The sequence below is a fragment of the Sphingomonas sp. URJC2 genome (assembly GCF_059803575.1).
Map to the genome: position 1 here is coordinate 20,703 of NZ_JAPFGX010000029.1, position 14,735 is coordinate 35,437.

At 67.8% G+C, this 14,735-nt stretch carries 23 protein-coding genes; 5 read left to right on the forward strand and 18 right to left on the reverse strand.

Annotation, left to right across the window (positions count from 1 at the left end; translation table 11 throughout):
- A complete protein-coding gene (locus tag OPU66_RS10940) occupies positions 1-423 on the forward strand; it encodes a flagellar basal body protein (protein ID WP_498553683.1) in 423 nt (140 codons plus the stop codon).
- 297 nt (positions 424-720) lie between these two features.
- On the opposite strand, the gene OPU66_RS10945 is transcribed toward OPU66_RS10940, so the two are convergent.
- Genes OPU66_RS10945 through OPU66_RS10955 form a run of 3 tightly spaced genes read right to left on the reverse strand, consistent with a single transcriptional unit; the run spans position 721 to position 2,545 of the window.
- Entirely contained in the window at positions 721-1,143 is a 423-nt protein-coding gene (locus OPU66_RS10945; protein WP_498553684.1) for a flagellar biosynthesis protein FlgN, read from the reverse strand.
- Complete coding sequence (locus tag OPU66_RS10950) at positions 1,140-1,451, reverse strand: rod-binding protein (protein ID WP_498553685.1); 312 nt, start codon at positions 1,449-1,451, stop codon at positions 1,140-1,142. The genes OPU66_RS10945 and OPU66_RS10950 overlap by 4 nt, the downstream gene beginning before the upstream one ends.
- Positions 1,451-2,545, reverse strand: coding sequence for a flagellar basal body P-ring protein FlgI (locus OPU66_RS10955; RefSeq protein WP_498553686.1), 1,095 nt, complete (start codon positions 2,543-2,545; stop codon positions 1,451-1,453). The genes OPU66_RS10950 and OPU66_RS10955 overlap by 1 nt, the downstream gene beginning before the upstream one ends.
- A gap of 87 nt (positions 2,546-2,632) precedes the next feature.
- On the opposite strand from OPU66_RS10955, the gene OPU66_RS10960 reads away from it, so the two are divergent.
- Complete coding sequence (locus OPU66_RS10960; protein WP_498553705.1) at positions 2,633-3,037, forward strand: flagellar assembly protein FliX; 405 nt, start codon at positions 2,633-2,635, stop codon at positions 3,035-3,037.
- A gap of 64 nt (positions 3,038-3,101) precedes the next feature.
- On the opposite strand, the gene flhB is transcribed toward OPU66_RS10960, so the two are convergent.
- Genes flhB through flgC form a run of 5 tightly spaced genes read right to left on the reverse strand, consistent with a single transcriptional unit; the run spans position 3,102 to position 5,967 of the window.
- A complete protein-coding gene (flhB, locus tag OPU66_RS10965; RefSeq protein ID WP_498553687.1) occupies positions 3,102-4,175 on the reverse strand; it encodes a flagellar biosynthesis protein FlhB in 1,074 nt (357 codons plus the stop codon).
- Between the two features lie 3 nt (positions 4,176-4,178).
- The gene (gene fliR, locus OPU66_RS10970) at positions 4,179-4,934 is read right to left on the reverse strand and encodes a flagellar biosynthetic protein FliR (RefSeq protein WP_498553688.1); all 756 of its coding nucleotides are present in this window, start codon (positions 4,932-4,934) and stop codon (positions 4,179-4,181) included.
- Positions 4,935-4,941: 7 nt separating this feature from the next.
- Positions 4,942-5,205 (reverse strand): flagellar biosynthetic protein FliQ, encoded by a 264-nt coding sequence (locus tag OPU66_RS10975; RefSeq protein ID WP_498553689.1) that lies wholly within the window; start codon positions 5,203-5,205, stop codon positions 4,942-4,944.
- Between the two features lies 1 nt (position 5,206).
- Entirely contained in the window at positions 5,207-5,536 is a 330-nt protein-coding gene (gene fliE, locus OPU66_RS10980) for a flagellar hook-basal body complex protein FliE (RefSeq protein WP_498553690.1), read from the reverse strand.
- Between the two features lie 23 nt (positions 5,537-5,559).
- Positions 5,560-5,967 carry a flagellar basal body rod protein FlgC gene (gene flgC, locus OPU66_RS10985; RefSeq protein WP_498553706.1) on the reverse strand — a complete coding sequence of 136 codons (408 nt, stop codon included), beginning with the start codon at positions 5,965-5,967 and terminating at the stop codon, positions 5,560-5,562.
- Between the two features lie 120 nt (positions 5,968-6,087).
- Between flgC and OPU66_RS10990 the strand changes: the two genes are divergently transcribed.
- From OPU66_RS10990 to fliP, 3 genes are read left to right on the forward strand one after another with little or no spacing between them, the layout of a single operon-like run.
- Complete coding sequence (locus OPU66_RS10990) at positions 6,088-6,321, forward strand: FliM/FliN family flagellar motor switch protein (RefSeq protein WP_498553691.1); 234 nt, start codon at positions 6,088-6,090, stop codon at positions 6,319-6,321.
- A complete protein-coding gene (locus tag OPU66_RS10995; RefSeq protein ID WP_498553692.1) occupies positions 6,321-6,971 on the forward strand; it encodes a hypothetical protein in 651 nt (216 codons plus the stop codon). Before OPU66_RS10990 ends, OPU66_RS10995 begins: the two co-directional genes overlap by 1 nt.
- 1 nt (position 6,972) lies before the next feature.
- Complete coding sequence (fliP, locus tag OPU66_RS11000) at positions 6,973-7,722, forward strand: flagellar type III secretion system pore protein FliP (RefSeq protein ID WP_498553693.1); 750 nt, start codon at positions 6,973-6,975, stop codon at positions 7,720-7,722.
- An 84-nt stretch (positions 7,723-7,806) separates the two neighbouring features.
- Here fliP and OPU66_RS11005 read toward each other — a convergent pair whose 3' ends face one another.
- From OPU66_RS11005 to OPU66_RS11050, 10 genes are all read right to left on the reverse strand, one after another.
- The gene (locus OPU66_RS11005; RefSeq protein WP_498553694.1) at positions 7,807-8,448 is read right to left on the reverse strand and encodes a PilZ domain-containing protein; all 642 of its coding nucleotides are present in this window, start codon (positions 8,446-8,448) and stop codon (positions 7,807-7,809) included.
- Complete coding sequence (locus OPU66_RS11010; protein WP_498553695.1) at positions 8,445-8,870, reverse strand: hypothetical protein; 426 nt, start codon at positions 8,868-8,870, stop codon at positions 8,445-8,447. Before OPU66_RS11010 ends, OPU66_RS11005 begins: the two co-directional genes overlap by 4 nt.
- A 28-nt stretch (positions 8,871-8,898) precedes the next feature.
- Positions 8,899-9,774 (reverse strand): flagellar motor protein MotB, encoded by an 876-nt coding sequence (locus OPU66_RS11015; RefSeq protein ID WP_498553696.1) that lies wholly within the window; start codon positions 9,772-9,774, stop codon positions 8,899-8,901.
- Position 9,775: 1 nt separating this feature from the next.
- Complete coding sequence (locus tag OPU66_RS11020) at positions 9,776-10,066, reverse strand: hypothetical protein (RefSeq protein ID WP_498553697.1); 291 nt, start codon at positions 10,064-10,066, stop codon at positions 9,776-9,778.
- Positions 10,067-10,109: 43 nt separating this feature from the next.
- A complete protein-coding gene (locus OPU66_RS11025; protein ID WP_498553698.1) occupies positions 10,110-10,631 on the reverse strand; it encodes a chemotaxis protein CheD in 522 nt (173 codons plus the stop codon).
- 11 nt (positions 10,632-10,642) lie between these two features.
- Positions 10,643-11,032, reverse strand: coding sequence for a response regulator (locus tag OPU66_RS11030; RefSeq protein ID WP_201752672.1), 390 nt, complete (start codon positions 11,030-11,032; stop codon positions 10,643-10,645).
- Between the two features lie 18 nt (positions 11,033-11,050).
- Positions 11,051-12,097, reverse strand: coding sequence for a protein-glutamate methylesterase/protein-glutamine glutaminase (locus OPU66_RS11035; protein WP_498553699.1), 1,047 nt, complete (start codon positions 12,095-12,097; stop codon positions 11,051-11,053).
- A complete protein-coding gene (locus OPU66_RS11040; RefSeq protein WP_498553700.1) occupies positions 12,094-12,981 on the reverse strand; it encodes a CheR family methyltransferase in 888 nt (295 codons plus the stop codon). The genes OPU66_RS11035 and OPU66_RS11040 overlap by 4 nt, the downstream gene beginning before the upstream one ends.
- Positions 12,978-13,469, reverse strand: coding sequence for a chemotaxis protein CheW (locus tag OPU66_RS11045; RefSeq protein WP_498553701.1), 492 nt, complete (start codon positions 13,467-13,469; stop codon positions 12,978-12,980). Before OPU66_RS11045 ends, OPU66_RS11040 begins: the two co-directional genes overlap by 4 nt.
- The coding region (locus OPU66_RS11050; protein WP_498553702.1) for a chemotaxis protein CheA at positions 13,466-14,735 on the reverse strand (1,270 nt) is incomplete at its 5' end. The genes OPU66_RS11050 and OPU66_RS11045, both read right to left, overlap by 4 nt.

Genomic DNA, 14,735 nt, shown 5'->3' on the forward strand with positions numbered 1-14,735 from the left:
ATGGCCCAGCCGCCTGCCCTGATCAAAGGCATCACTCAGTCGATGCGCCATCTGGCCGATCGCCAGCGGGTGATTTCCGAAAACATCGCCAACAGCGAGACGCCGGGCTACAAAGCGCGCGACGTGCGCGCGCCCGATTTCGGTGCGATGCTCAACATCCGCTCGGGCCGCACGGCGGTCGCGCGGCCGACCGTGGCGATCACCAGCGGCATGGCCGCACTTGGCGCGCGCGGGCCGAGCATCGGCGGCAATGTGATCCGCGACACGGACATCAGCGAGACCAAGCCGGATGGCAACAACGTCACGCTGGAAGACCAGCTGCTGCGCATGGGCCAGGTGCAGGCCGATTTCACGGCGATGACCAGCCTCTACCGCAAGCAGATGGGCCTGATCAAAAGCGCCATCGGCCGCAACGGCAACTAAAGCGGTTTACGATCCGACGGCACGGAACCGGCGGCGCCCCACGTTTAGAGCATTTTCAAGCCGGGTTGAATCACCCGGCGACTCGGAAAATGCGGCAAATCAAAGGGCTAGAGCAGCCCGGCGCGAAAAAGCGCCGGCATCCGCGATGCGCAGACGCCCCGCCCGACCCGGCGGGGCGTCTGCTGTTGACGGCATGGGCCGGCGCGGTTGGCGGCCGATCGGCGGACAGACAAACGCCCCCGGCCGCATCCGGCCGGGGGCGCAACAGTCTCGCAAGCCCCGATGACGGGGGAGGCGTTACAGGCTGGTGTTGACCGAGATCGGCGTCGCCTGATCCATCGCGAACAGGCCGCCGGCCGCGCCATAGGTCTGGCGGCGGGTGCCCGACAGCCGCTTCGCCTCTTCGGCGATCGCGTCCATGATGTCGCGCGACAGATCGATCTGGCGCGACAGCATCCGGGCATTGTCGGCGGCCACTTCCTGCAGCTCGTCCAGCGCCTCGATCAGCACCGCGCGCGGTTCGGCGTCCATGGTTTCGCGCCAGTCCGGCTGTTCGCGGGCAAGCGTCGCCATCTGGGTTTCAAGCGTCGCCGTCAGCTTCAGCTTGGCAGCGGCGACCGGTTCGATGTCGCGGCTGCGGCCGGCGGTGGCGAGCAAACCCGTCTCTTCGCGCATCAGCGCGTTGAGCGACTGGATGGTCTCGATCATGTCATCGATCATTTTGTCTGTCCCTGAAGGCGGATGATCTGGTCCATCACGGCCGGCGCAAGGCCGAGCCCGCCGCGGCGTGAAATCTCGTTGCCCAGCTGTTCGGCCAGGATGCCGCGAAACATTTCCTCGCCATGCCCGCCGCTGAACTGGTCGCCGACCTCGACGCTTTCCATCATCAGCTTGGTCATCTGGCCGATGAACACCGCCTCGAACTCGCGCGCGGTCTTGGCGGCGCGGTCGCGGCCGGGATCCTGGGCCGGCACTGCTGCCGGCTGGCCGGGCGCGGCGGGCGCGGGAATGGGCGGAAGGTCGGACATTATTGCACCTCGATCTCGGCCTGCAGCGCACCCGCGCTCTTGACCGCCTGGAGGATGGTGATCAGGTCGCGCGGGCTGACGCCCAGCGCATTGAGCCCACCGACCAGCTGGCGCAGCGACGTGCCCTCGACCAGGCCGAGCGAGCGGTTGGCCCCGTCATCGACCGCCACCGAGGTGCGCGGCAAAACCACGGTCTGGCCGTCGGACAGCGGCTCGGGCTGCGACGCGATCGGCGCTTCGGAGACGCTGATCGTCAGCCCGCCCTGGGCGATGGCGACCGGGCTGACCTTGACATCGGCGGTCATGACGACGGTCCCCGCCGCCTCGTTGATGACGATCCGCGCAGGCTGGTCGACCGCGATCTCGAGATTTTCGACCTGCGCATACAGATCGATCAGCGGCGTCTGCGCGTCGGGCGCGCGCAGTTCGACCGTTGCGGGATCGAGCACCGCCGCCGCGCCCGGAAACCGCCGGCCAATGGCGGCGGCGACGCGCTGGGCGGTGGTGAAATCGGGATTGTGCAGCGCCAGCTTCAGGCTGGTCGCAGAACGCAGCGCATAGGGCACTTCGCGCTCGACAATCGCGCCGCCGGCGATGCGGGCCGAGGTCAGCACGCCGCGATTGACCTGCGCGGCCGCGCCCTGGGCACGAAAGCCGGACACCGCGACCGGTCCCTGCGCCACCGCATAGACCTCGCCGTCCAGCCCCTTGAGCACCGAGGCGATCAGCGTCCCGCCCTGCAGGCTGGTGGCATCGCCCATCGCCGAAACCTGGACATCGATGGTCGACCCGGCCCGGGCAAAGGGCGGCAGCGTTGCCGTCACCGACACGGCGGCGACGTTCAGGATGCGCAGCTGGGTGCCGCGAATGTTGACGCCCATGCGCTCCAACATCGCCTGCACCGATTCCTCGGTGAACGGCGTGTTGAGCACGCGGTCGCCCGTCCCCGCCAGCCCGACCACCAGGCCATAGCCGACCAGCTGGTTCGGCCGGACATTTTCGACGGCAACGATATCCTTGATCCGGGGGGCCGCATCGGCGCGCGTCTGCGGCCAGAAAGCGGCGATCAGGACCAGCAGAGGAAGAAGACGCATAATGTTCCGTCGAAAAGGGTAAACGGCACTCTTTTCTCTTATAGAAGAAGAAAGGCCGTTTTTTCCGGTCAGGAGGCAAAACTGCGTATCGAGGGAACCGCCGCGCTGCTTCAGGCCCTGATCGCCGTTCATCCGGCGAAGCGGGTCGACGCGCCGCAGTTCCAGCCGGGCGCAGCCCCGCCGCCGCCCGCCGGGCAGAGCGCGCTCAGCCCGCCGGTGCAGTCGGTGCAGATGCTGGTGACGCTGGCCGCCGCCGGGCCGGAACCGGACCGCCGGGCTGAAATCGCCCGCCAGGCCGAAGAGGGCGTCAACGCGCTGGAGCAGCTGCACCGCACGCTCATCGCCGGCACGGTCGGCCCGCAAAAGCTGCGCGAACTGCGCGAATGGACCCGCCGGCGCGACCGCTCGGCGGATACGGCGCTGTCGACGCTGCTCGACGAGATCGAGCTGCGCATCCTGGTCGAACTGGCAAAGCTCGAACGGCGCGGCTGATCGGGGGCGGCCCCCAGCCAACCATCGTAACGCCGCCGCTCCTGTCCCGGCTGGCGCGCGGCGATCAGGCCGCCATGCGCTTGCGCGCAAGGCTCATGACATAGGAGATGATCTCGGCGACCGCGGCATAATGCTCGACCGGGATCGGCCGGTCGATCTCGGCGCTGGCATAGAGCGCACGGGCAAGCGGCGGGCTTTCGATGATCGGCACATCGGCCGCGCCCGCGACCTCGCGGATCTTGAGCGCAATGGCATCGACGCCCTTGGCGACGACGATGGGCGCGCGCATCGTGCCATGTTCATATTTGAGCGCGACCGCATAATGGGTGGGGTTGGTGACGACGACGCTGGCCGTCGGCACCGCCGCCATCATCCGGCGGCGCGAGCGCTGGATGCCGATCTGGCGCTGGCGCGCCTTGACCTTGGGGTCGCCGTCGCTTTCCTTGTGCTCGTCCTTCACCTCCTGCAGCGTCATGCGCATCTTGGCGAGGAAGGCGCGGCGCTGATAGACAAAGTCGAACGCGGCGATCGCGCCGACCAGCACCAGCACGCATTTGACCAGCATGACGACGAGCGTGGCGGCGGTGCGCGCAATCTCGATCGGCTCCATGCCGACCAGCTGGTCGATGGCAGTGGCGTGCGGCCACAGCACGAACACCCCGATGGTGATGACCGCCGCCGATTTGGCGAGCGTCTTGGCAAACTCGACCAGCCCCTGCTTGCCGAAGATGCGGCCAAGCCCGGTGAACGGGTTGAGCTTGCTCCATTTGGGCGTGACGCGCGCCCAGGCGATGGTCGGCATCCCCTGCGAAAACCCGACCAGCAGGCCAAAGCCGAACAGCACGGCCAGCACCGGCCCGATCGCCATCAGCAGCTCGCCGGCAATATGGATGGCGAAGCGGCTGGCATCGAGCGGATCGAGCCGGATCTGATCGGCGCTGCCCCAGATGCGCACCGCCATGCGCGCCAGCGCGGTCAGCGCGCCCAGCCCCAGCGATCCGAGCACCATGAACATGGCCCCGAACATGATCGCATGGCGCATTTCGGGCGCGGTCGGGACATCGCCCTTCTTGCGCGCATCCTCGAGCCGCTTGGCGGTCGGCTCCTGGGTTTTCTGGTCCTTGTCGGCCTCTGCCATGGGTCAGGCGAAGCCGTTGTTCATCCATTCGGCGAACGATGCCGAAAAGGCGGTGAGGATCGCCCCGATGGTGACGGCGAGCAGTGCCATGCCGATCAGGATGTTGAGCGGCTGGGCGATGAAGAAGATCTGGATCGCGGGCGCCAGCCGCGCCGACAGGCCGAGCGCGACGTTGAACACGATGCCATAGACCAGAAACGGCCCGGCGATGCTGACCGCGAGCATCATCGCCTTGCCAGTGGTCGCCACCGCCAGCCGCGCCAGCTCGCCGGGGTCGGGCACGACGCCGATAGGGAAGAATTCGTAAGACCGGACGATCGCGGCGATCCACATGTGATGCAGCCCCATCGCCATGCAGAACAGCACGGCGGCAAGCGCGATCAGCTTGGCAAGCAGCGGCGTCTGGCCGCCGAGCGAGGCGTCGAACACCAAGGCCGAGCTGAGCCCGGTCTGCAGGCTGATGATCGCCCCGGCCATGATGATCGCCTGAAACAGCAGCTTGACGAGCATGCCGAGCGCAAGACCGATGCCCAGCTCGACAAGGACGAGGCCGAGCAGCTGCGCATCATTGCCGGCAACCGGCAGCACGCGCGCCGACAACAGCCCCCACAGGGCCGCCGTCATGCCGAGCGCGCCCATCAGGCGCAGGCGCATCGGCACCGCATCCTCGGAAAACACCGGCAGCAGCATCAGCACCGCGCCGACGCGCGCGAACAGGATCAGAAAGCCGGTCGCCTGGACGGGCAGATCGGCATACATGGCCGGCTCAGCCCTTCACGATCCGGCTGCTGATCTCGGCCATGAAGCCGGACAGCGCCTGCCCCATCATCGGCAGCGTCATCAGCAGCACGACCCCCATCACGAGGATCTTGGGCACGAAGGTCAGCGTCATTTCCTGAATCTGGGTCAGCGCCTGCAACAGGCCGATGGCCACGCCGGTGATCAGCGACGCGATCAGCAGCGGGCCGGAGACCGCCAGGATCAGCATCAGCGCCGCCTTGGCGATCTCCATGACATCGGCTGCGCCCATGTCAGATCTGCATCCGCATGATATCGGTATAGGCGTTGACCACCTTGTCGCGCACCGCGATCACCGTGTCGAGCGCGGTCTCGGCCGCGCCGATCGCGGTCACGACGTCAATCAGGTCGCCCTTGCCCGCGACCTGGGCGGCGCTCGCCGCTTCGGCGCTGCGCAGGCTGTCGGCGGCGTTCGACACCAGATTGTCGACCATCGCGCCGAAACCGCCTTCATCGGTGGCGGCGGCACCGGCGCTGCCGGCTGCCCCACCCGTCTTCAGGCCCGTCCCGACCCCGAGCGCGCGGCCATAGGCCGACGCCGCATCAAGTGCGCCAAGCGACATAGCATTACTCCTGTGTGTGGCGATTATTTGATCAGATCGATGGTGCGCATCGTCATCGTGCGCGCAGCCTCGATGGCGTTGAGATTGGCCTCATAGGACCGCTGCGCCGCACGCATGTCGGCGCTTTCGACCAGGCTGTTGACGTTGGGGCGCTGGATATAGCCCTGCGCATCGGCCGCCGGATGGCCGGGCTGATAGATGCGCTGGAACGACGATTTGTCGGTGGTGACGGTGCTGACCTTGACGCTGGTCGCGCCCTCCGCGCCCTTCACCTCGGGTTTGAACACCACGACGCGGCGGCGATAGGGATCGCCGCCCGGGGTGCGCGCGACCGAATCCGCATTGGCGAGATTTTCCGCGATCACGCGCATCCTCAGGCTCTGCGCCCTGAGGCCAGAGGCGGAGATATCGGTACTGGTCTTCAGGTCCATCATCAGGCTCCCGCCGGGGAACTGCCCGGCCGCTACCCCCCTCTTATAGGCAGATTTTGCCTAGTCGGGCCGGGCAGGCGGAAAATCTCTCCTATAAGTCGAGATGAAAGGGAGACCGCAATGTCGGCGCTTGAAGAAGTCAGCGTACAAATGTCGGTGGTGCTGGGATCGACCCGCCTGCCCATCCGCCACATCCTTACCATGGGCCGGGGGGCCATGATCCCGCTCGACTGCGGCTATGACGATCCGAGCGAGCTGCATGTGAACGGCACGCTGATCGCCCTCGGCAAGGTGCTGGTGAACGGCGACCGCATGTCGCTGGAAATCACCCAGATGGTCGAACGGGGCGGCTGATGGATCTGTTCGCACTGATGCGGATGCTGGGGGCGCTGCTGCTGGTGCTCGGGCTGATGGCGGTGGGGCTGTGGGCGGTCAGGCGCTATAATCTGCGCCTGCCGGGCCGGATCGGCGGCCACCAGCCGGGGCGCATCGAACTGGTGGAACGCACCGCGCTCGACGCGCGCCGCTCGGTCGCACTGCTGCGCCGCGACGGGCGCGAGCATCTGATCCTGATCGCGCCTGAAGGCAATCTGGTCATCGAAAGCACGATCCTGCGCGACGAGATCGACCATGCCGCCGAGGCCGAGCGGCTGCGCATCGCCGAGGAAAAGCGCGCCGCCGCCGCCGCCGCGATGGCGCAGACCAAGGCCGAGCTGGCGCAGATGCGCGACAGCTTTGCCCAGATGGTCGATGGCGCGCGCGACCGGCTGGCCGAACGCACTGCCCCGGCCTTCACCCTTGCGGGCGATGCGATCGACAGCGTGTCGACGCTGGCCGGGCTGGTGCTGCACGGGCCGGACCTGCCGGTTGCCGACGACACGGCGGCCAGGGCGGAAGAACAGGTTGTTGCCCCGCCTGCGCCTGCCGCGCCGCTGACGGTCGTCCAGATGACGCCGACCGCGCCGCGCCGGGTGCGCCGCCGCAGCCTTGCCAAGGCGGCCTGACATGCGATTTCTGAAGTTGATGCTGCTGGCGGTGTGCCTGTTCGCGCCCAGCCTTGCCTGGGCGCAGGCGGCGGGTGCCGATGCCGCGGCCGGCGCATCGGCGACCATCAGCCTTGGCGAAGGTTCGCTGACCAGCCGGGCGATCCAGCTGGTCATGATGCTGACCGTGCTGTCGCTGGCACCCGGCATCCTGATGACGGTCACCTGCTTCACCCGCATCGTCGTGGCGCTGTCGCTGCTGCGCACCGGGATCGGCGCGCCGGGCGTGCCGCCCAATCCGGTGCTGATCAGCCTGGCGCTGTTCCTGTCGTTTTTCGTGATGACGCCGACCTTCGAGGCGGCGTGGCAGAACGGGGTCAAACCCTATAATGAAGGCCGCATCACCGAAGAGGTGGCGTTTACGCGCACGTCGGAGCCGTTTCGCCAGTTCATGCTCACCCATGTCCGCAGCGACGATCTGAAGCTGTTTTCGGACCTGTCGGGCAAGCCGGTGCCCGCCGCGCAGACGCCGCTGTCGACGCTCATCCCCGCCTTCATGATTTCAGAGCTGCGCCGCGCGTTTGAAATCGGCTTTCTGCTGCTGCTGCCCTTCCTCGTCATCGACATGGCGGTATCCGCGATCCTGATGGCGATGGGGATGATGATGCTGCCGCCACCATCGATCTCGCTGCCGATGAAGATTATCTTCTTCGTGCTTGTCGATGGCTGGGCGCTGATCGCCGGGTCGCTGGTCCGCAGCTTCGGCAGCTGAGGCCGCCGGCCCCAGCAAACAGCTTCAGGAGCAGGCGGCTTCAGGAGCAGGCAGCTTCGGGCAAACAGCTTGAGGGAAACGGTGTCAGGCCGCGCCGTCGGCCGGCGCGGCACCGGCCAGCCAGGCGTCGAGCGCATCGAAGGCCAGCGGGTCGGCAAAGGCGATGCCGACCTCTTCGCCCACCCAGCGCACGGTTGCCGCCTTGGCCGGCAGGCCCGGCACATGGATCTGGAGCGGCTCATTCGGGCGCGGGGCGACCGGGATGATGATCTTGGCCCCGCCCAGCGAGATGTCGCACAGCCGCCCGCTCAGCCGCCGGCCGCGCAGCTCGACCGTGATCCGCGCCGCCGCCGCGACACGCGGCCCGCGCGGCTGGCGGCTCTTGAGGATCCGGCTGACCGGCGCGGGCGCAGGCGCAACCAGCGCCGCCACCGCCACCGGCGCATCGAACGACATGCCCGCGCGGCCGCCCTCGGCCCAGACGATCAGCCCGTCGAGCGGCGGATGGTGGCGCACCTCGACCCGCACCCGGTCGGCCGGGCGCAGCGCCGCCGATGTTTCCAGCATCAGCCCGGTTTCCGACAGGTTGCGGATCCGGCACAGCGCCTCCTGCCCCCCGACCGTCAGCTTGGCGACGATCAGCAGCGAAACGGTGCGCTCCGCGCGCGGGCGCGCCGCGCCGGACGCCGGCCCGGCGGGATCGAACCCGCGCGGCTGAAAGGTCATGACGGATTGGCCTGGATGATCGCCACCTTGCGGACGACGCCCGCGCCGAATGCCTTGGGCGCGGCGGCGGCGACGATCTTGCGATAGCCTTCCAGATCGGCCAGCTGTCCGTCCGGCCCGGCGGCAAGCGGCGTGCGGAACGTCTGCAGGTTGATCGCGTGCAGCAGCAGCGGCATCCGCGCCTTCAGCGCCTCGGCCTGATCGGCCGGCACCTGCAACGCGGCGTCGATCGATGTGTAGCCGGCCAGCCGCCCGTCGGGAAACACCAGCGGCACCAGCACGACCTCGGTCTTGATGAAGGCAAGGTTCGCCTCCTCCTCGACGGGCGATTTGGGCTTGGCCGGCCCGGCGTCGGGCGCGGGCAGCAGCTGACCGACGCCAAAGGCGGCACCGCCGCCCACGCCCAGTCCGGCGATCAGCATCAGCGGAAGAAGAAGAGCGGGTTTCACGTCAGAACCTGAAGCTGGCGTCGCTGGGCAGCGGGGAGGATTCGGCCATCAGCACGATGGTGATGCGGCGGTTCTCCGCCCGCTCGGGCTGGTCGGGATAGACGGGCCGGGTCGCGGCAAGCGCAACCACTTCGGAAAAACGGTCGGGCGTCAGCCCGCCGGCGATCAGCGCTGCCCGCGCGGCCAGCGCCCGGTCGGCCGACAGCTTCCAATTGGCCTCGCTCTGGCCGCCGGTCGCATCGGTATGGCCTTCGATGGCGATGCGCACGCCGCTTTTGCCGATCTTGCGCGCCACGTCGGTCAGCAGGGTGCGCGCATAGGCGTTCAGCACCGCGGTCCCGCCCTGGAACATCGACCGGTTGGCGTCGTCCATCAGGCTGATGCGCAGCCCGTCGCGCGACGGCTGGAACGCCACTGTCTGGCGCTCGGACTTGGGGGTGGTGACCGGCTGGAGCAGCAGCTTCAGCTCCTCGGCCATCACGCGCAGCGACGGATCGGGCACCGCCGCGCTGCCGCCCCGGGCGGTGCCCTGGGTCGCGGCCTCGGCGGTCGGCTGGCCGTTCGACATCGGATTGTCGGACTGGGCCCGCCGGGTGCGTCCGCCCAGCCCCGGCTGCCGGCCGCTCAGGCTCTCGATCGTCTCGCCCGGCTTGCCGGAGGCGCTCGACGGCGAGAAATATTCGGCCAGCCCCTGCAACTTTTCCTGATCGGGATCAGCGATCAGCCACAACAGCATGAAGAACGCCATCATCGCGGTCACGAAGTCGGCATAGGCGACCTTCCACGCACCGCCATGATGGCCGCCGCCGACCACCTTCTTGACGCGGCGGATGACGATCGGGCGCGTATCGGACGAGGATGACGGATTGGCCGCCATGTCAGGCCGCCTTCAGCACGTCTTGCAGCCGCCGCTGCATGACCTCGAGCCGGATCTCGGACACCGCGTCATGGCCGCTAATGCCCTCGGCCAGCCGGTCGAGCAGGCCGGCAGTTTCCGAGATGCGCTGGACGAGCAGGTCGAACGCCTGCAGCTGCTCGGTATATTTGAGCGCCAGATATTCGTCGCAGGCCAGCACATCGGCCAGCTGCTCGATCAACGTGCGCACGTCGCGGATCTCGTTGGCGAGCGCGCTGCACAGCGTGGGGGCGAGGCTGTCGATGTGAGACATTGAGTGATCCCGATCTTGAAGTTTGTCGTTGGTCGCAAAGGGCTCAGAACAGCTCGAGTTCGCCGCCGGTGACGGCCGGCTTGGGCGGCTTGATCTGGATCGGCGGGGCCTGCGCCACGCGCGAGCAGCGCGACTTGCCCTCATAGGCCAGAAACTCGACCCGCCGGGCGAAGTTGCCGCCGACATCCTCGTGCGCGATGGCGATGCCTTCCGTCTGGCAGAAGCGGCGGGCGAAGCTGGCATTCTGGCTGCCGATCGACCCCAGCCCGGCCACGACATTGGCCCCGCCATAGATGTGCGCCTTCAGCCGGTCGCGCGACGCGCCGCGCGCCATCAGCGCGTTGATCAGCACTTCCATCGCATGGACGCCGTAACGCTGCATGTCCTGGGGCGACACGTCATGTCCCGCACTCGGCTCGCCGAGCAGGAAATGGTTCATGCCGCCGATCCGCGACACCGAATCCTGCAGGCACACCGCGATGCACGAGCCCAGCACCGTCGAGACGATGACATTGGCCTCGCTGACCACGGCGTGCTCGCCCTGGACGATCGGGACACGGCGCATCGCGGCCGCGCTCATGTCAGTTCACCGAACACGCGCTCGATCTTTTCCTTGAGGGCGGCGGGCGCAAAGGGTTTGACGACATAGTTGTTGACCCCGAGCGCCGCCGCACGCTGGACGATCTCGCGGTCGGACGAGCCGGTGAGCATGATGAACACCGTCTTGCCGATCACCGGATCCTTGCGGACCTCCTCGAGCAACTGGAGCCCGTCCATCTCGGGCATGTTATAGTCCGAGATGATCAGGTGCACGCGGTCGCTCTTGACCGCGCTCAGCGCCTCGACGGGATCCGCCTTGTCGCGCACATCCTTGAACCCGAAGTCCTGGAGCGCGCGGCGGATCATCGCCCGCATGCTGGCCTGATCGTCGACGACCATCACCTTGATTGCCGCTGCAGCTGGCATGCCTTACTCTCCACCCACTTATTTGCGGCACGCGCCGAGGATCGCCTCGGGCATGGCCGAAAGATTCACCTGACGCTCGACTGCGCCTGCCTCGAATGCCGCGCGCGGCATGCCGTAGACGACGCAGGTATCCGCACTCTGGCCGAAGGTGCGCGCCCCTGCCCGCCGCATCGCCAGCAGCCCGGCCGCGCCGTCCTGCCCCATGCCGGTGAGGATCGCCCCGACCGCGCCGGCACCGCGCCTTGCGACCGAGTTGAACAGCACATCGACCGCGGGGCGATGGCCGCCGACAGGGTCGCTCGGCACCAGCTTGATGCGCGGCTGGCTGCTGTTGACCATCTCCATGTGGCAGGCCCCGCCGGGCGCGATATAGACATGGCCGCGCTCGACCGCCTGACCGTCGGTCGCCTCGACCACGGTCATCGGCGCCGCCGCGTTCAGCCGGGCCGCGAAACCGCCGGTAAAGGCCGCCGGCATGTGCTGGACGACCAGCACCGGCGGACAATCGGCCGGCAGCGAGCCGATGAGCGAGAACAGCGCTTCCACCCCGCCGGTCGACGCACCGATCGCGATGATCACGTCGCGATACTGGCCATTGATCGCCGCCGGCTTGGGCGTGGTCGGCGCGCCGCCCGGGCGCACCCGCGAACGGGCCGCGCTCTTGACCGTGCGGCGCAGCAGATCGGCATCGCGCATGATGTCGGCGGCATTGCCCGACGGCTTGGCGATGCAGTCGACCGCGCCCAGCCGCAGCGCCTCGATCGTCACTTCGGTGCCGCGCCCGGTGAGCGTCGAGCACATCACCACCGGCATCGGGCGCAGGCGCATGATCTTTTCAAGGAAGGACAGGCCGTCCATCCCCGGCATCTCGACGTCGAGGGTCACGACATCGGGGTTCATGTCCTTGATGATCTGGCGCGCGCTGTGCGGTTCCGGGGCCAGGCCCACCACCTCGATCTCGGGGTCCGAACCGAGGATGCGGTTGAGCGCGGCGCGCATCGACGCGCTGTCGTCGACGATGACGACCCTGACGGGAGAAGCAGTCTTGACGGGGGACGCGATCACGCTCCGGCTCCATTTTTCACATAGATTGTCTGTCCGCACGGGCTCATGCCGTGCTGCGCGGGGCCGATCAGGCGTTCGGAATGGCCGATATAGAGATACCCCCCCGGAGCGAGCTGATCGACGAGCCGCATTTCCAGCTCGCGCTTCGCATCGTCCTCGAAATAGATCATCACGTTGCGGCAGAAGATCACGTCATATTGCTGGCGCATCGGCCAGTCGGCGAACAGGTTGAGCAGCCGCGCGGTAACAAGGCTGCGCGCCTCCTCGACCATTTCGAACCCGCCCTGCACCGGCCGCATCCACGCCCGGCGATAGGGTTCGGGGATCGCCTCGGCGGTGGCCGCCGGATAAAAGCCCCGCGCCGTCGCCTTGACCATCGGCGGCGAAATGTCGGTCGCCAGCAGCTTCACATCCGCGCTGCGCAACCAGCCGGCATGGCTGCGGTCGGTGCCGAGCAGGCACATGGCGACCGTGTAGATCTCCTCGCCCGACGAACAGGCTGCCGACCAGATGCGCACCGGCCCGCGCCGGGCGCGGTCCTTGAGCATCGGCAGCGCGACTTCGCGCAGATGGTCGAAATGATGGACCTCGCGGAAGAAATGCGTGTGGTTGGTGGTGAGCGCCGTCACCATCTCCCCGCGCTCGACCGGATCGGTCTGGACCAGCTTCACATAGTCGCGGAACGTCGACAGGCCGTGTTCGCGCAGCCGGCGCGACAGGCGCGAATGGACCAGCGTCATCTTCGCCGCGGTCAGGTGGACGCGGCTTTCCGACAGCATGATGCGCGCGATCGCGTCGAACTCGGCCCGGCCGAGTTCGGCCTCGCCGCCAAGCGGCGACGCGTGCGCGACGGCACCGGACAGGGGCGACGCGGTCGTGCTCACGCAGCGAGATCCAGCTGGCGGGTCACGTTCAGCGCATCGAGGTCGAGCAGCAGCACCATCGCGCCTTCGTCGGACGCATCCTGCTGGGCGCGCGTCTGCGCCTTGACGAGACCGGCGACCACGCCCGGTTCGGCCAGATCGATATCGGGCGCGGGCTGCACCTGATTTTCGGTGATCGACACGATGTCGGCGACTTCATCGACCAGAAAACCGGCCTGCTTGCCGTCGCTCACGACCACCAGGATGCACGACCGCGAATGCGGCACGCTGGGTTCCCAGCCCAGCCGTTCGGCAAGGCCGATGATCGGGATCACGGTGCCGCGCAGATTGGCGACGCCCTTGATATATCCCGGCACGCCCGGCAGCGGCGTCGGCTCTTCCCATTCGCGGATCTCGATCAGCGCACTCATGTCGATGCCGAAGATGCGGTTCGACAGGGTGAAGGTGACGATCTTACGCTCGGCGGAGTTCACATTGGTCGTGGTCATGCTGCCAGTCCTTTCGGGGTCGCGCGGCCATTGACCGGATGGGCCGCGACAAGGGCTTCGATATCGAGGATCAGCGCGATCGAGCCGTCGCCCAGGACGGTGGCACCGCCCAGGCCGCGGATCGGATAGAGATTCTGGTCGAGGCTCTTGATCACCACCTCGCGGCGGTCGTCGATCGTGTCGACCATCAGCCCGACCAGCCCGGCGGTGTCGCTTTCGACGACGATGACCAGCGAATCCTCGGGCTCGCGGCTGTGCGCGGAATGGATGCCGAACACATCGGCGAGCCTGCGGACCGGCAGATAGGACCCGCGCAGCTCGATCACCTCGTCCTGCGGCGACACGCGCTGCACCTGCCCCGGCGCGGGCTGGACCGATTCGACAACGCTCGCCAGCGGCAGCACGAACCGCTGACCGCCCAGCCGCACGATCATCCCGTCGAGAATGGCGAGCGTCAGCGGCAGGATCATCGTGAACGACGTGCCTTCGCCCGGCACCGACGCGATTTCGACGCGGCCGCCCAGCGCCTCGATGTTGGACCGGACGACGTCCATGCCGACGCCGCGGCCCGAAATGTTCGACACCACCTCGGCGGTCGAGAATCCGGGCGCGCAGATCAGCTGGTCGATTTCCTCGTTGGTCAGCTGCGCATCGGCGGGGACGATGCCCTTTTCGATCGCCTTGGCACGCACCCGCGCCCGGTCGATCCCGCGGCCGTCGTCGCTCACCCGCACGATGATGCGGGCGCCCTTCTGCTCGGCCGACAGACGGATCGTGCCTTCGGCCGGCTTGCCCTTGGCGATGCGGTCCTCGGGCTTTTCGACGCCGTGGTCGACGGCGTTGCGGATCATGTGGGTCAGCGGATCGCCGATCTTCTCGATGACGGTCTTGTCGACTTCGGTCGACTCGCCCGACACTTCCAGCACCACCTTCTTGCCGGTTTCGGTCTGCAGGTCGCGCAGCATGCGCGGCACGCGCGAAAACGCCTGCCGGATCGGCTGGGCGCGCAGCGACATCACGCTGTCCTGGATCTGGCGCGTCAGCCGCGACAGCTGCGGCAGCTCGACCCGCTCCTGATCCTGCGGGGCCAGACGGTCGGCAAGGATCGAGTTACGGATGACGAGTTCGCCGACCAGGTTGAGCAGCTGGTCAAGCTTGGCCAGATCGACGCGGATGGTGAGCGACGCCGGCTCGGCCGCACGCTCCTGACGTTCGGCGGCGGGGGCCGGCGCAGCGGCCGGCGGCGCGGCGGCCGGCACCAGCGCC

Excerpts from the sequence above, each read along its gene's own strand:
- OPU66_RS11025 (WP_498553698.1), bottom strand. The coding sequence starts at position 10,631 with ATGCGCCGTGTCCCGATCGTCCAGGGCGAGCACGCCGTGGTCAGCGAG.
- OPU66_RS11005 (WP_498553694.1), bottom strand. The coding sequence starts at position 8,448 with ATGACCTTTCAGCCGCGCGGGTTCGATCCCGCCGGGCCGGCGTCCGGC.
- OPU66_RS11045 (WP_498553701.1), bottom strand. The coding sequence starts at position 13,469 with ATGACCACGACCAATGTGAACTCCGCCGAGCGTAAGATCGTCACCTTC.
- OPU66_RS10945 (WP_498553684.1), bottom strand. The coding sequence starts at position 1,143 with ATGATCGATGACATGATCGAGACCATCCAGTCGCTCAACGCGCTGATG.
- OPU66_RS10995 (WP_498553692.1), top strand. The coding sequence starts at position 6,321 with ATGGATCTGTTCGCACTGATGCGGATGCTGGGGGCGCTGCTGCTGGTG.
- fliE (WP_498553690.1), bottom strand. The coding sequence starts at position 5,536 with ATGTCGCTTGGCGCACTTGATGCGGCGTCGGCCTATGGCCGCGCGCTC.
- OPU66_RS11010 (WP_498553695.1), bottom strand. The coding sequence starts at position 8,870 with ATGCTGATCGCCGGACTGGGCGTGGGCGGCGGTGCCGCCTTTGGCGTC.
- OPU66_RS11020 (WP_498553697.1), bottom strand. The coding sequence starts at position 10,066 with ATGTCTCACATCGACAGCCTCGCCCCCACGCTGTGCAGCGCGCTCGCC.
- OPU66_RS11015 (WP_498553696.1), bottom strand. The coding sequence starts at position 9,774 with ATGGCGGCCAATCCGTCATCCTCGTCCGATACGCGCCCGATCGTCATC.
- OPU66_RS10990 (WP_498553691.1), top strand. The coding sequence starts at position 6,088 with ATGTCGGCGCTTGAAGAAGTCAGCGTACAAATGTCGGTGGTGCTGGGA.
- OPU66_RS10950 (WP_498553685.1), bottom strand. The coding sequence starts at position 1,451 with ATGTCCGACCTTCCGCCCATTCCCGCGCCCGCCGCGCCCGGCCAGCCG.
- OPU66_RS11030 (WP_201752672.1), bottom strand. The coding sequence starts at position 11,032 with ATGCCAGCTGCAGCGGCAATCAAGGTGATGGTCGTCGACGATCAGGCC.
- OPU66_RS10955 (WP_498553686.1), bottom strand. The coding sequence starts at position 2,545 with ATGCGTCTTCTTCCTCTGCTGGTCCTGATCGCCGCTTTCTGGCCGCAG.
- fliR (WP_498553688.1), bottom strand. The coding sequence starts at position 4,934 with ATGTATGCCGATCTGCCCGTCCAGGCGACCGGCTTTCTGATCCTGTTC.
- OPU66_RS10940 (WP_498553683.1), top strand. The coding sequence starts at position 1 with ATGGCCCAGCCGCCTGCCCTGATCAAAGGCATCACTCAGTCGATGCGC.
- flhB (WP_498553687.1), bottom strand. The coding sequence starts at position 4,175 with ATGGCAGAGGCCGACAAGGACCAGAAAACCCAGGAGCCGACCGCCAAG.
- OPU66_RS10975 (WP_498553689.1), bottom strand. The coding sequence starts at position 5,205 with ATGGGCGCAGCCGATGTCATGGAGATCGCCAAGGCGGCGCTGATGCTG.
- fliP (WP_498553693.1), top strand. The coding sequence starts at position 6,973 with ATGCGATTTCTGAAGTTGATGCTGCTGGCGGTGTGCCTGTTCGCGCCC.
- flgC (WP_498553706.1), bottom strand. The coding sequence starts at position 5,967 with ATGGACCTGAAGACCAGTACCGATATCTCCGCCTCTGGCCTCAGGGCG.